Below are 13,524 nucleotides of genomic sequence, written 5' to 3' on the forward strand. Positions count from 1 at the left end.
CGGCCCCGTATCGTTGAAGACGTTCGTCGTCGCCGAAGGTCCAGAAAGGCCGTAGCTCCCATGGTGCAGATCAAAAGCCCCGAGCAGATCGCCAAGATGCGTGAGGCGGGGCTGGTCGTCGCCGCCATCCACGCGGCGACCCGTGAGGCCGCCGTGCCCGGAGCCACGACGAAGGATCTCGACCAGGTCGCCCGCAAGGTGCTCGCCGAGCACAACGCCAAGCCGAATTTCCTCGGCTACGGCGGCTTCCCGGCGACGATCTGCACGTCGGTGAACGAGGTCGTCGTCCACGGCATCCCGTCCGAGGACGTCGTCCTCAAGGACGGGGACGTCATCTCCATCGACTGCGGCGCGATCATCGACGGCTGGCACGGCGACGCGGCCTTCACGGCCTTCGTGGGCTCCGGTCACGCTCCGGAGCTCGTCGAGCTCTCCCGGGTGACCGAGGAGTCGATGTGGGCCGGCATCGCCGCCATGAAGCAGGGCAACCGCCTGGTCGACGTCTCCCGGGCCATCGAGACGTACATCCGCCGCCAGCCCAAGCCCGGCGGCGGCAAGTACGGGATCATCGAGGACTACGGCGGCCACGGCATCGGCACCGAGATGCACATGGACCCGCACCTGCTGAACTACGTCGACCGGCGGCGCGGCAAGGGCCCGAAGCTGGTGCCCGGCTTCTGCCTGGCCATCGAGCCGATGGTGTCCCTGGGGACGCCGAAGACGGAGGTCCTCGAGGACGACTGGACCGTCATCACGACCGACGGTACGTGGTCGTCGCACTGGGAGCACTCGGTCGCTCTGACCGAGGAGGGGCCGCTCGTGCTGACGTCTCCCGACGGGGGGAAGGCGAAGCTCGCCGAGCTGGGGATCGTGGCTGCGCCGGATCCCCTGGGCTGAGCGCCTTCCGGGGTGGGCGGTTCTGCGGGGCGGCGGCTGCGGGTTCGTTGTGGCTTGTCGCGCAGTTCCCCGCGCCCCTTTCGGGGCGCTTAAAGATCTGTCCGCTGGGGCAGGATCTCTCGATTCGTGTTTCTGAGGGCCCTGTCGTAGACTGACTCGTCGGCTCTTGTGTACCCGCATGCCTGCATGCGCCCCGCACAGAGTCGATCAAGGTAGTCGATTCGAAGGGCGAAGCGTGGCCAAGAAGCAAGGTGCCATCGAGATCGAGGGCACTGTCGTCGAGTCTCTTCCGAACGCCATGTTCAAGGTCGAGCTCCAGAACGGCCACCAGGTCCTGGCACACATCAGCGGCAAGATGCGCATGCACTACATCCGCATCCTCCCTGACGACCGGGTCGTGGTGGAGCTGTCTCCGTACGACCTGACCCGTGGCCGGATCGTCTACCGCTACAAGTAGATCTTGCCCGCATCCCGTTCCGACGGGGTGGTGGCACTGACCCGGAGAACCTCAATCCCATGAAGGTCAAGCCGAGCGTCAAGAAGATCTGCGACAAGTGCAGGGTGATCCGCCGTCACGGCCGGGTCATGGTCATCTGCGACAACCCGCGCCACAAGCAGCGCCAGGGCTGACGCACGACCGATCCCTCTGCCTTCCTCGCAGAGTCTTCGCGCGACGCAAGCTGAATAGTTCATACGCAGGGCCCAGGCGGACACCGATCCGTCTGACACCCCCGGTCGGAGGCCGGGGACCCAGTTCGTACCTGGTACGGCGGCTGGGAGTCGGTTCCTGCGGAAGACCTCCGTCAAAAAACTGGAGCCATTGAATGGCACGCGTTTCCGGTGTTGACATCCCGCGCGAAAAGCGCGTGGAGATCGCCCTCACCTACGTGTTCGGCATCGGCCGGACCCTCTCCCAGCAGACGCTGGCCGCCACCGGCGTGGACCCGAACACCCGTGTTCGGGACCTCTCCGAGGAGCAGCTGGTCGCGATCCGCGAGTACGTCGACAACAACATCAAGACCGAGGGTGACCTCCGTCGCGAGATCCAGGCCGACATCCGCCGCAAGGTCGAGATCGGTACCTACCAGGGTCTCCGTCACCGTCGTGGTCTGCCCGTCCGCGGTCAGCGCACCAGCACCAACGCTCGTACCCGCAAGGGTCCGCGTCGCGCCATCGCCGGCAAGAAGAAGCCGGGCAAGAAGTAGTCCACAGCGGACGCCTGTCCACGGTCTTCGCTGTAGGACCGACCACCTCCCGTAGGAGTTATAGATGCCCCCCAAGGGTCGTCAGGGCGCTGCCAAGAAGGTGCGCCGCAAGGAAAAGAAGAACGTCGCTCACGGCCACGCGCACATCAAGAGCACGTTCAACAACACGATCGTCTCGATCACGGACCCGTCCGGCAACGTGATCTCCTGGGCCTCCGCCGGCCACGTCGGCTTCAAGGGCTCCCGGAAGTCCACGCCGTTCGCCGCGCAGATGGCCGCCGAGTCGGCTGCCCGCCGCGCCCAGGAGCACGGCATGCGCAAGGTCGACGTGTTCGTGAAGGGCCCGGGTTCCGGTCGTGAGACCGCGATCCGCTCCCTGCAGGCCACGGGCCTCGAGGTCGGCTCCATCCAGGACGTCACCCCGACCCCCCACAACGGCTGCCGTCCGCCGAAGCGCCGCCGCGTCTGACGCGACGCCTTCGGGTTCACGGTTTTTCGGGCGGTACGGCTCCGTAAAAGGGCCGTATCGCCCGTACCCTTGCAGTACCCGTCCCTTTTCGTCGGGGACGGTTCACGTCGGGTGTCAAATAGCGGGCGCCCACGACTGAAGGAATCCACACATGCTGATCGCTCAGCGTCCCTCGTTGACCGAAGAGGTCGTCGACGAGTTCCGCTCCCGGTTCGTGATCGAGCCGCTGGAGCCGGGCTTCGGTTACACCCTCGGCAACTCCCTCCGCCGGACCCTCCTGTCCTCGATCCCGGGTGCGGCGGTCACGTCCATCCGTATCGACGGCGTGCTGCACGAGTTCACCACCGTGCCGGGCGTCAAGGAGGACGTCACCGACCTGATCCTCAACATCAAGCAGCTGGTCGTCTCCTCGGAGCACGACGAGCCGGTCGTGATGTACCTGCGCAAGCAGGGCCCGGGTCTGGTCACCGCCGCCGACATCGCGCCCCCGGCCGGTGTCGAGGTGCACAACCCCGACCTGGTCCTCGCCACGCTCAACGGCAAGGGCAAGCTGGAGATGGAGCTCACGGTCGAGCGTGGCCGCGGTTACGTCTCCGCCGTGCAGAACAAGCAGGTCGGCCAGGAGATCGGCCGGATCCCGGTCGACTCGATCTACTCGCCGGTGCTCAAGGTCACGTACAAGGTCGAGGCCACGCGTGTCGAGCAGCGGACCGACTTCGACAAGCTGATCGTCGACGTCGAGACCAAGCAGGCCATGCGCCCGCGTGACGCCATGGCGTCCGCCGGTAAGACCCTGGTCGAGCTGTTCGGTCTGGCCCGCGAGCTCAACATCGACGCCGAGGGCATCGACATGGGCCCGTCCCCCACGGACGCCGCCCTGGCCGCCGACCTGGCGCTGCCGATCGAGGAGCTGGAGCTCACCGTTCGGTCGTACAACTGCCTCAAGCGCGAGGGCATCCACTCCGTGGGTGAGCTCGTGGCGCGTTCCGAGGCCGACCTGCTCGACATCCGCAACTTCGGTGCGAAGTCGATCGACGAGGTCAAGGCGAAGCTGGCGGGTATGGGCCTGGCGCTCAAGGACTCCCCGCCCGGATTCGACCCGACCGCTGCGGCGGACGCGTTCGGCGCGGACGACGACGCGGATGCCGGGTTCGTCGAGACCGAGCAGTACTAAGAGCTCGGGACCGACTGCCGGTTCCTGGCTGCGGGATCGGTGTGGCTGATCGCGCAGTTCCCCGCGCCCCTTCGGGGGCGCGGACCCTTCCGGGCGTCTGAAAGGGCTCCCGGATCTCTGACAGGCGACCGTCTGCTCAGATACTGACCCCGGTACCTGATACGGCCGGGGCAGACACCTAGGAGAAACACCATGCCGAAGCCCACCAAGGGTGCCCGTATGGGCGGCAGCGCCGCGCACGAGAAGCTCCTCCTCGCGAACCTCGCGAAGGCGCTGTTCGAGCACGGCCGCATCACCACCACCGAGGCGAAGGCGCGCAAGCTGCGTCCGTACGCCGAGCGTCTGGTCACCAAGGCGAAGAAGGGCGACCTTCACAACCGCCGTCAGGTGCTCCAGGTCATCACGGACAAGAGCATCGTGCACACGCTCTTCACCGAGATCGGCCCGCGCTACGAGAACCGTCCGGGTGGTTACACCCGCATCACCAAGATCGGTAACCGCCGTGGCGACAACGCGCCCATGGCCGTCATCGAGCTGGTCGAGGCGCTGACGGTGGCGCAGGAGGCGACGGGCGAGGCCGAGGCCGCGACCAAGCGCGCCGCCAAGGACGCCGAGGCTGCCGAGGCTCAGGTCGACACGACCAAGGCCGAGGACGCCGAGGAGTCCAAGGACGCCGAGGAGTCCAAGGACGCGTAAGCGTTCCGCCGGGGGCTGTGCGTCTGCGGCTGCGGGTTCGTGGTGGCTTGTCGCGCAGTTCCCCGCGCCCCTTCAAGGGCGTTGCGGGTCCGTTCCCTCACGGGAACGGGCCCGCTTTTGTGTTCTGAGAGGATCTGTACGTGAGTGACGAAGTAGAGGCCGGCCGCGTCCGGGTCCGGCTCGATCTGTCGTACGACGGGAGTGAGTTCTCCGGGTGGGCCAAGCAGGCCGGTGGGCGGCGGACCGTGCAGGGGGAGATCGAGGACGCCCTGCGGACCGTGACGCGGTCGCGGGAGACGTACGAGCTGACCGTCGCGGGGCGTACCGACGCCGGGGTGCACGCGCGGGGACAGGTCGCGCATGTCGATCTGCCGCGTGAGGTGTGGGCCGAGCACCACCAGAAGCTGCTGAAGCGGCTCGCCGGGCGGCTGCCGCGGGACGTCCGGGTCTGGGCCCTCAGGGAGGCGCCCAGCGGCTTCAACGCCCGTTTCTCGGCGGTCTGGAGGCGGTACGCGTACCGGGTCACCGACAACCCCGGAGGTGTCGACCCGCTGCTGCGCAGCCATGTGCTGTGGCACGACTGGCCCCTCGACGTCGCGGCCATGAACGAGGCCGCCCGGGGGCTGCTCGGGGAGCACGACTTCGCCGCCTACTGCAAGAAGCGGGAGGGTGCGACCACCATCCGCACGCTGCAGGAGCTGAGCCTGGTGCGCGGTGACGACGGCATCGTCACCGCCACCGTGCGGGCCGACGCCTTCTGCCACAACATGGTGCGCTCGCTCATCGGGGCGCTGCTGTTCGTCGGGGACGGGCACCGGCCGGCCGACTGGCCGGGGAAGGTGCTGGCGGCCGGCGTACGGGACTCGGCCGTGCACGTCGTACGGCCGCACGGGCTGACGCTGGAGGAGGTCGGCTACCCGGCCGACGAACTGCTCGCCGCGCGCAGCAAGGAGGCGCGGAACAAGCGGTCGCTGCCGTCGGCGGGCTGCTGCTGACGCCGGCGCCGGAGTCGGCGCCGTCGGTTCACTCGTCGGCCGCGGCCGAGGCCTGGGCCTCACCGCGGCGGCGGATCTGGTTGAACGTGAACTGGGCCAGGTCGTCCCCGGTCCGGTAGACCGCGGTGTCCTTGGGTGTCACGTCCTTGCCACTGGTGAAGCCGGCGTTGCTGAAGTAGGCGTAGCGGCCGTAGGAGTTGCTGGTCGTACGGCAGAAGCCGGACTCGCAGAAGGCCTTCACGCCGCCGCCGGAGAGCGACTTGATGAAGCTCTTCTTGGTGCTCTGGGTCCTTGCCTTGGCGGCCTGTGCCTCGGTGTCGAAGACGGCCACGCCGACCGTCACCGCGATGCCGTCCTTGACGTAGGTCACCCGTATCAGACGGGTGCAGTCGTTCCCGGTGAGGATCTTGGGGAGGGTGCCGCCGGCCGCCGAGGCGCAGTTCCTCGTGTCCGCCGTGGGGCCCTTCTTGTAGACCGTCTCGCCCACGGTGAGCTGGGTGCCCGGGAAGAGCGTGTCCGGGCTGAGCGGGGCCTTGTCCTTCTTCGCGCTGGCGATGAAGTCCTTCGGGTCCAGCGGCGGCGGGGCGCTCGTCGGGGCGAAGGACGGGGCCGAGGCGGACTGGCTCGGGATGTCGGACGAGGGCAGCGAGGTCGGGTTGCCCCGGTTGTCGGCGCCCGCCGAGACGACGGCCACCGCGACGGCGGTGCCGATCGCGACCGTGGCGAACGCCCCGCCGCCGATCAGCAGGACGCGTCGTCGTTTGTTGCGGGCCTCGGAGGCTTCAGCGAGCGCTGCCCAGTCCGGAGACTGGCCGCCCCCGCTGTTCCAGGGCTGCTGCGACTGCGGTTTCCAGGGATCCCACTGGGACTGAGGTCCCCCCTGCCCAAAGCTCATGGGGCGCATCTTAGACGGGACAAGGGGCGTGCTGGTCCGCCCGGTTGGGCTCCCGAACCCCTAGCGTTCCTCCCATGCGCACGGGCAAAGGCGACATCTGCGGGTGGTTGGGGCGACTGCTGCCGACCGTGGTGCTGCTGGTGTGTCTGCTGTCCTGGCCGGCCCTCGCGGCCGGGGTGTGGCCGTCGGTGGTGGTGGGGGCGCTGGGAGCGCTGCGCCGTCCGCGTGGCGGCGGGCCCGTGCTGCGGTGGTGCGCGGCGGTCGCCGTGGACGCGCTCGTCTCGTCGGTGTTTCCGTATGTACGGCCGTCGCGGCGGCGGACGCTGCGCAGGGGCTTCACGCTGTGTGCCGCCCTGTACGTTTCGGTGACCGAGCGGCTCCGGTGATACCGCGTTTTGACCCTTGTGGTGTACCCCGGTATTCTGCTTGTTCGTTGTGTATTGGCTTGCTCATTCTCACGGGACGGGCCCTTACACCGGTCCACCGGGCCGATGACCAGCGACCCCACGTACGCGGTATGCGTCGCCGCAGTGCGGTCCAGGCTGTCGTGATCGTTTCGGTGACCAGTTATGGACCATTCACTCGAAGCGAAGGCTACGAACCGTGCGTACGTACAGCCCCAAGCCCGGCGATGTGACGCGCCAGTGGCACGTCATCGACGCTCAGGACGTTGTCCTGGGTCGTCTCGCCACCACTGCCGCGACGCTCCTCCGGGGCAAGCACAAGCCGATCTACGCCCCCCACGTCGACGCTGGTGACTTCGTCATCATCATCAACGCGGACAAGGTGCACCTGTCCGGCAACAAGCGGACCCAGAAGATGGCGTACCGCCACTCCGGCTACCCGGGTGGTCTGCGCTCCGTCCGTTACGACGAGCTGCTCGACAAGAACCCCGAGAAGGCCATCGAGAAGGCCGTCAAGGGCATGCTCCCCAAGAACACGCTGGGCCGTCAGATGCTCTCGAAGCTGAAGGTCTACAAGGGTGACCAGCACCCGCACGGCGCGCAGCAGCCGCAGCCGTTCGAGATCACCCAGGTCGCGCAGTAAGTCCGGCCACCCCCTAAGACTGAAGAGAATCTGAGGAGCATCGTGGCCGAGACCACTGCCGAGCAGCCGCTCGAAGAGATCGACATCGACAGCTACACCACCGAGTCCGAGGTCCCCGTCGAGGGTGAGTACACCTCGGAGTCCATGGCGTCCCGCTTCGGCGAGCCCCAGCCGGCCGCCGGCCTGGGCCGTCGCAAGAACGCCATCGCCCGTGTCCGGATCGTCCCGGGCACCGGCAAGTGGAAGATCAACGGTCGCACCCTCGAGGACTACTTCCCGAACAAGGTGCACCAGCAGGAAGTCAACGAGCCGTTCAAGGTTCTCGAGCTCGAGGGCCGCTACGACGTCGTCGCCCGCATCGCCGGTGGCGGTGTCTCCGGCCAGGCCGGTGCGCTCCGTCTCGGTGTCGCCCGTGCGCTGAACGAGGCGGACGTCGACAACAACCGCGGCCCGCTGAAGAAGGCCGGCTTCCTCAAGCGCGACGACCGTGCGGTCGAGCGCAAGAAGGCCGGTCTGAAGAAGGCCCGCAAGGCTCCGCAGTACAGCAAGCGCTAAACGCGACGCCCGTCCTGGCGACTGGCTTCGCAACGATCGCCCCGGCGGCACGGTTGTGCTGCCGGGGCGGTTTCGTTTACACAACCCCTACAGCCCCCGGACAGTCTCAGGGGGTGTACTCGGGGATGTGAGCCGCATTCTCTTCAGCAATTCGGAGGACACCACTGTGGGACGACTCTTCGGCACGGACGGCGTGCGCGGTGTCGCCAACGCGGATCTGACGGCGGAGATGGCCCTGGGCCTCTCCGTGGCCGCGGCACACGTACTGGCCGAGGCGGGCACGTTCGAGGGACACCGGCCGAAGGCCGTGGTCGGGCGTGACCCCCGTGCGTCCGGGGAGTTCCTGGAAGCCGCCGTGGTCGCGGGCCTCGCCAGCGCCGGCGTGGACGTCCTGCGGGTCGGGGTGCTGCCGACCCCCGCCGTGGCGTACCTGACCGGGGAGCTCGGCGCCGACCTCGGTGTGATGCTCTCCGCCAGCCACAACGCCATGCCGGACAACGGCGTCAAGTTCTTCGCCCGCGGCGGGCACAAGCTCGCCGACGAGCTGGAGGACCGCATCGAGTCCGTCTACGAGGAGCACCGCACCGGCGCCCCGTGGGACCGGCCGACCGGGTCCGGCGTGGGCCGCGTACGCGACTACGAAGAGGGCGCCGACCGGTACGTCGCACATCTGCTGGGTGCCCTGCCCAACCGGCTCGACGGGCTGAAGGTCGTCCTGGACGAGGCGCACGGCGCCGCGTCCCGGGTCTCGCCGGAGGCGTTCCAGCAGGCCGGTGCCGAGGTCGTCACGATCGGGGCCGAGCCCGACGGGCTCAACATCAACGACGGGTGCGGGTCGACGCACCTGGACAAGATCAAGGCAGCCGTCGTCGAGCACGGGGCCGATCTCGGTATCGCGCACGACGGTGACGCCGACCGGTGCCTCGCCGTCGACCACACCGGTGCGGAGGTGGACGGGGACCAGATCCTCGCCGTGCTCGCGCTGGCGATGCGGGAGCGCTCCGCGCTGCGGTCCGAGGCGGTCGTCGCCACGGTGATGTCGAACCTCGGGTTCAAGCTCGCCATGGAGCGCGAGGGCATCCGGCTGGTGCAGACCGCCGTCGGTGACCGGTACGTGCTGGAGGAGATGAAGGAGCACGGGTTCGCCCTCGGCGGCGAGCAGTCCGGGCACGTGATCATCCTCGACCACGCGACGACCGGTGACGGCACGCTGACCGGGCTCCTGCTGGCGGCCCGGGTGGCGCAGAGCGGGCGCACGCTGCGCGAGCTCGCCGCCGTCATGGAGCGCCTGCCGCAGGTTCTGATCAATGTGCCCGACGTGGACAGGTCCCGGGTGAAGACCTCCGCGGAGCTGTCCGCGGCCGTCGTGGACGCGGAGCGGGAGCTCGGTGCGACCGGGCGGGTGCTGCTGCGGCCCTCCGGGACGGAGCCGTTGGTTCGAGTGATGGTCGAGGCGGCCGATATCGAGCAGGCTCGCTCTGTTGCCGGGCGGTTGGCTGATGCGGTGAAGTCCGCGCTCGGGTAGTGAACCGGGTGGGGGGTGGGGACTGCGGCCGGCTGCGGGCCGACCGTCCGTCGTGGCGTGACGCGCAGTTTCCCGCGCCCCTGGGACGCTGCCCTACAGGGCGTTTTCGCGCTTGCGTTGTTTGGCCCAGAACCACTTCTGGGCCAGCAACGTGGCCGTGCCGGCGACCACGATGCCCAGCAGGTTCAGCAGGAGCTGCTGGGTGGAACCCCAGGTCTGGCTCGTGTCGCCGTAGCTCAGGGCCACGGCCGCGTTCGCGGCGGCCGGGACCGTGGTGACGGAGATGGCCACGCCGACCAGGGCGCCCGACTTGGCCGAGGTCAGGGAGAGGGTGCCGGCGATGCCGGCCAGGACCGCCACGACGAAGGAGAACCAGTCGGGGGCGTAGATGAAGCCGGTGTTGGGCCGGTCGGCTTCCAGCTGGGCCTCGGTGAACAAGCCGACCGCGTCCATGAAGAGGCTGAAGGCGACCGTCACCGCCATCGCCGCCGCGAAGCCCACCAGGAGGGCGATCAGCGAGCGCAGGGCCAGGCGCGGGCGGCGTAGGACCGTCGCCGTGCAGATGCCGGCGAGGGGGCCGAACTCGGGGCCCACCGCCATGGCGCCCACGATCAGGATCGCGTTGTCCAGGACCACACCGCAGGCCGCGATCATCGTGGCCAGCGTGAGGAACGCGAGGTAGGTGACGGAGAGGGTGGACTCCCCGTGCGTCGCGTCGGTCAGGTGCTCCCACAGGACCGCGTCCGCGCCCTCACCCGGTGCGTCGGCCTCCGCCTTGTCGGCCCGCTCGGACAGGGACAGATCGATGGACTCGACGGCGATGGAGCCGGTGGTGTCGATGCCCAGGTCCCGCAGCCCGGTGAGGAGTTCGTCGCCCGCCTCGCGGGCCACGTCGCACATCACCACGTCCCCGGCGGGGTCGCGGGCGGCGCCCGGCAGTACGACGAGGTGGGTGGTGCCGACCGTCTTCTCGATCAGCAGGACCACGTCGTCGGTCCTGTCGGCCGGTGTGATCAGACGCAGATGGAGCATGGCGCCCATCTAACCGGTCTTTCCCCCGGGCGTCACAGCTTGCGCAGGCTCAGCCGCTGCACCTTGTGGTCCGGGCCCTTGCGCAGGACGAGGGCGGCCCGGCCGCGAGTGGGGGCGATGTTCTCCACCAGGTTGGGCCGGTTGATCGTGCGCCACATCGTCCGGGCGTAGTCCAGGGCCTCCTCCTCCGAGACCTGGGTGTACTTGCGGAAGTACGAGGACGGGTTCTGGAAGGCGGTGGCGCGCAACTTGCGGAAGCGGTTGAGGTACCAGGTCTCGATGTCCTCGACGCGGGCGTCGACGTACACGCTGAAGTCGAAGTAGTCGGCCAGACCCACGCGGGTGCGGCCGTCCTTGCCGGGCAGGGCCGGCTGGAGGACGTTCAGGCCCTCGACGATCAGGATGTCGGGGCGGCGGACCGTGAGCCTCTTGTCGGGGACGATGTCGTAGATCAGGTGGGAGTAGACGGGCGCGGTGACCTCGTTCTTGCCGGCCTTGATGTCGGCGACGAAACGGGTCAGGGCCCGGCGGTCGTAGGACTCCGGGAAGCCCTTGCGGGACATCAGGCCGCGCGCCTGGAGTTCCTTCGTGGGCAGCAGGAAGCCGTCGGTGGTGACCAGCTCGACGCGTGGGTGCTCGGGCCAGCGGGAGAGCAGGGCCTGCAGGAGGCGGGCGACCGTCGACTTGCCCACGGCGACCGAACCGGCGACCCCTATGACGAACGGGGTGCCCGACTGGGAGCCCTGCTCGCCCAGGAACGTGTTCAGCGCGCCTCTGAGGCCGTCGGTGGCACCGACGTAGAGGTTGAGAAGTCTGGACAGCGGGAGGTAGATGTCCCGCACCTCGTCGAGGTCGATCACGTCGCCGAGACCGCGCAGCTTCTCGACCTCCTCGGCCGTCAGCGGAAGCGGCGTCTTGTCACGCAGCGCACTCCACTCGGCTCGGGTGAGGTCGACGTAGGGAGTCGCCTCCGGGCGGGGCCGGTGGGCGCTCCGGGGCATCGGGGAGACCGGAGAGATCACAGTCCATTGTTACGGGCGTACGAACGGACGGTGAGGTGGGATCCGTCACGCGAGCCGTTCGCCCCGCTTACAGCTGAGAAAGGCTGATCCAGGAGGAATGTCAGTGGCGTGCGTCACAGTTGTGGAAAGGGTGGGCCCGGTCCGGGGTCCACGAACGCCTGGGGGTACCCATGACGTACGCGATAGAGGCGGAAGGCCTGGTCAAGCGGTTCAAGGAGACGGAGGCACTGGCCGGCGTCGACCTGGCGGCCCGCAAGGGCACGGTGCTCGGGCTGCTGGGCCCCAACGGTGCGGGGAAGACGACCGCGGTGCGGATCTTCGCGACACTGCTGCGCCCGGACGGGGGCAGGGCCCGGGTGGCCGGCCACGACGTGGTCCGGGAGGCCGGGGTCGTACGCTCCCTCGTCGGGCTGACCGGGCAGTACGCGGCGGTCGACGAGAACCTGACCGGCACGGAGAACCTGCTGCTCATCGGCCGGCTGCTGGGTCTGCCGAGGCGGGAGGCGAAGGCGCGGGCCGGTGAACTGCTGGAGCGGTTCCAGCTGACCCATGCGGCCGGGCGGGCCGCCAAGACCTTCTCGGGCGGCATGCGCAGACGCCTGGACCTCGCGGCCAGCCTCGTCGGCCGGCCCAGCATCCTCTTCCTCGACGAGCCGACCACGGGCCTCGATCCGCACAGCCGTGGTGAGTTGTGGGACCTGCTGCGCGGCTTGGTCGCGGACGGTGCGACCGCCCTGCTGACCACGCAGTACCTGAACGAGGCCGATGTCCTCGCCGACGACATCGTGGTGATCGACAAGGGCCGTGTGATCGCCGAGGGCACGCCGGACCAGTTGAAGGCGCAGGTCGGCGGCCAGGTGCTGGAGCTCAGGCCGATCGTCGGGCAGGACCTGGTGCGGGCGCACGCGCTGGTGGCCGGGGCCGCCGGGCCGGCGGCCCGGATCGAGGGCGAGACGGTCACCGCGCCGGTGAAGGACCCCGAGCTGATGCCTGCCGTGGTGCGGGCGCTGGACCGGGAGGGCATCGCGGTCGGGGAGCTGGCCCTGCGCCGCTCCTCGCTCGACGAGGTCTTCCTCTCCCTGACCGGCCATCGCGCCGAGCCGGGCGAGGCCGAGGAGGACGGCGGTGCGGCCGTCCACGACGGTGACGACACCGTCCGTGACGACGACGGGCTGGAGAAGGCGGTGAGCCGGTCATGACGGCCACCGCCACCACCCTCACCGCACCGGTCACCGCGGCGGGCCGGGTGCCGCCCCTCGCCGGGCTGCGGCAGACCTTCACGATGGCCTGGCGGAGCCTGGTCGCCGTCAAGCACAACCCGCTCGAACTGGTCGACTACAGCATCACGCCGATCATGTTCGTGTTCCTGTTCACCTATGTGCTGGGCGGGCAGATGGCCGGCTCGCCCGACGCGTATCTGAAGTACGCGTTGCCCGGGATCATCGTGCAGAACACCTTGTTCATGACCATGTACACGGCGATGGCCCTCAACACCGACCTCACCAAGGGCGTCTTCGACCGGCTGCGCAGCCTGCCCATCGCCCGCTCCGCCCCGCTCATCGGGCGGATCACCGCCGACCTCGCCAAGCACCTGTGGGCGCTGCTGCTGATGATCGGCCTCGGCCTGGCCCTGGGCTTCCGCATCACCGGCGGGTTCGGCGGATTCCTGCTCGGCACACTGCTGGTGGTGGTGTTCGCCGCGGCCGTGTCCTGGAGCGCGGTGCTGATCGGGATGCTGGCGGGCGACGCCGAGAAGGTCCAGGCGTTCGCCTTCACGCTCATCTTCCCGATCACCTTCACCAGCAGCGCGTTCGTCGTCGTCGACACGATGCCCGGCTGGCTCCAGGCGTGGAGCGACGTCAATCCGGTGACACACCTGTCGGACGCGTTCCGGGGGCTGCTGCTGGGCGGGGCCGTGGCGGAGCCGGTGTTGTGGTCGCTGGTGTGGGCGGCGGGCATCGCGCTGGTGTTCTACCCGCTGGCCATGCGGGCTTACCGGGCGAAGGTCTGAG

General features: G+C 68.9%; 17 protein-coding genes. 14 read left to right on the plus strand and 3 right to left on the minus strand.

The window, feature by feature from the left end; genetic code table 11:
• The first annotated feature begins 60 nt into the window (after positions 1-60).
• From map to truA, 8 genes are all read left to right on the plus strand, one after another.
• The gene (map, locus tag ACFY5B_RS18700; protein WP_389970240.1) at positions 61-897 is read left to right on the plus strand and encodes a type I methionyl aminopeptidase; all 837 of its coding nucleotides are present in this window, start codon (positions 61-63) and stop codon (positions 895-897) included.
• A gap of 235 nt (positions 898-1,132) precedes the next feature.
• On the plus strand, positions 1,133-1,354 hold the full coding sequence (gene infA, locus ACFY5B_RS18705; RefSeq protein WP_003948620.1) for a translation initiation factor IF-1: 222 nt from the start codon (positions 1,133-1,135) through the stop codon (positions 1,352-1,354).
• 59 nt (positions 1,355-1,413) lie between these two features.
• Positions 1,414-1,527, plus strand: a complete 114-nt coding sequence (gene rpmJ / locus ACFY5B_RS18710) for a 50S ribosomal protein L36 (RefSeq protein WP_003974245.1) — start codon at positions 1,414-1,416, stop codon at positions 1,525-1,527.
• 194 nt (positions 1,528-1,721) lie between these two features.
• Positions 1,722-2,102, plus strand: a complete 381-nt coding sequence (rpsM, locus tag ACFY5B_RS18715; RefSeq protein WP_004984507.1) for a 30S ribosomal protein S13 — start codon at positions 1,722-1,724, stop codon at positions 2,100-2,102.
• Between the two features lie 64 nt (positions 2,103-2,166).
• Positions 2,167-2,571 carry a 30S ribosomal protein S11 gene (gene rpsK, locus ACFY5B_RS18720; protein WP_003956432.1) on the plus strand — a complete coding sequence of 135 codons (405 nt, stop codon included), beginning with the start codon at positions 2,167-2,169 and terminating at the stop codon, positions 2,569-2,571.
• A 151-nt stretch (positions 2,572-2,722) separates the two neighbouring features.
• Positions 2,723-3,745 (plus strand): DNA-directed RNA polymerase subunit alpha, encoded by a 1,023-nt coding sequence (locus ACFY5B_RS18725; RefSeq protein ID WP_003966937.1) that lies wholly within the window; start codon positions 2,723-2,725, stop codon positions 3,743-3,745.
• Between the two features lie 192 nt (positions 3,746-3,937).
• Positions 3,938-4,441, plus strand: coding sequence for a 50S ribosomal protein L17 (rplQ, locus tag ACFY5B_RS18730; RefSeq protein ID WP_389970244.1), 504 nt, complete (start codon positions 3,938-3,940; stop codon positions 4,439-4,441).
• Between the two features lie 140 nt (positions 4,442-4,581).
• Positions 4,582-5,436, plus strand: a complete 855-nt coding sequence (gene truA / locus ACFY5B_RS18735; RefSeq protein WP_389970247.1) for a tRNA pseudouridine(38-40) synthase TruA — start codon at positions 4,582-4,584, stop codon at positions 5,434-5,436.
• 28 nt (positions 5,437-5,464) lie between these two features.
• Here truA and ACFY5B_RS18740 read toward each other — a convergent pair whose 3' ends face one another.
• Positions 5,465-6,331, minus strand: coding sequence for a hypothetical protein (locus ACFY5B_RS18740; protein WP_389970250.1), 867 nt, complete (start codon positions 6,329-6,331; stop codon positions 5,465-5,467).
• A gap of 74 nt (positions 6,332-6,405) precedes the next feature.
• Here ACFY5B_RS18740 and ACFY5B_RS18745 point away from each other — a divergent pair, with 74 nt between their 5' ends.
• The 4 genes from ACFY5B_RS18745 to glmM all read left to right on the plus strand — a co-directional run bounded on the left by ACFY5B_RS18745 (position 6,406) and on the right by glmM (position 9,458).
• Complete coding sequence (locus ACFY5B_RS18745; protein ID WP_389970253.1) at positions 6,406-6,717, plus strand: hypothetical protein; 312 nt, start codon at positions 6,406-6,408, stop codon at positions 6,715-6,717.
• A gap of 217 nt (positions 6,718-6,934) precedes the next feature.
• On the plus strand, positions 6,935-7,378 hold the full coding sequence (gene rplM / locus ACFY5B_RS18750) for a 50S ribosomal protein L13 (protein ID WP_033308956.1): 444 nt from the start codon (positions 6,935-6,937) through the stop codon (positions 7,376-7,378).
• 42 nt (positions 7,379-7,420) lie between these two features.
• Positions 7,421-7,933 carry a 30S ribosomal protein S9 gene (gene rpsI, locus ACFY5B_RS18755; RefSeq protein WP_053674532.1) on the plus strand — a complete coding sequence of 171 codons (513 nt, stop codon included), beginning with the start codon at positions 7,421-7,423 and terminating at the stop codon, positions 7,931-7,933.
• Positions 7,934-8,099: 166 nt separating this feature from the next.
• Complete coding sequence (glmM, locus tag ACFY5B_RS18760; RefSeq protein WP_389970258.1) at positions 8,100-9,458, plus strand: phosphoglucosamine mutase; 1,359 nt, start codon at positions 8,100-8,102, stop codon at positions 9,456-9,458.
• A 93-nt stretch (positions 9,459-9,551) separates the two neighbouring features.
• Here glmM and ACFY5B_RS18765 read toward each other — a convergent pair whose 3' ends face one another.
• The gene (locus tag ACFY5B_RS18765; RefSeq protein ID WP_389970261.1) at positions 9,552-10,490 is read right to left on the minus strand and encodes a DUF389 domain-containing protein; all 939 of its coding nucleotides are present in this window, start codon (positions 10,488-10,490) and stop codon (positions 9,552-9,554) included.
• A gap of 32 nt (positions 10,491-10,522) precedes the next feature.
• Positions 10,523-11,491: a type I pantothenate kinase gene (coaA, locus tag ACFY5B_RS18770; protein ID WP_389970842.1), complete on the minus strand. Its 969-nt coding sequence runs from the start codon at positions 11,489-11,491 to the stop codon at positions 10,523-10,525.
• A gap of 191 nt (positions 11,492-11,682) precedes the next feature.
• On the opposite strand from coaA, the gene ACFY5B_RS18775 reads away from it, so the two are divergent.
• Together ACFY5B_RS18775 and ACFY5B_RS18780 are read left to right on the plus strand one after the other, a co-directional pair.
• Positions 11,683-12,711: an ATP-binding cassette domain-containing protein gene (locus ACFY5B_RS18775; protein WP_389970263.1), complete on the plus strand. Its 1,029-nt coding sequence runs from the start codon at positions 11,683-11,685 to the stop codon at positions 12,709-12,711.
• Positions 12,708-13,523 (plus strand): ABC transporter permease, encoded by an 816-nt coding sequence (locus ACFY5B_RS18780; protein ID WP_389970266.1) that lies wholly within the window; start codon positions 12,708-12,710, stop codon positions 13,521-13,523. Before ACFY5B_RS18775 ends, ACFY5B_RS18780 begins: the two co-directional genes overlap by 4 nt.
• Position 13,524: the final 1 nt, after the last annotated feature.

It is taken from the genome of Streptomyces sp. NPDC013187 (genome assembly GCF_042899705.1).
Taxonomy (GTDB): Bacteria; Actinomycetota; Actinomycetes; order Streptomycetales; family Streptomycetaceae; genus Streptomyces; species Streptomyces hawaiiensis_A.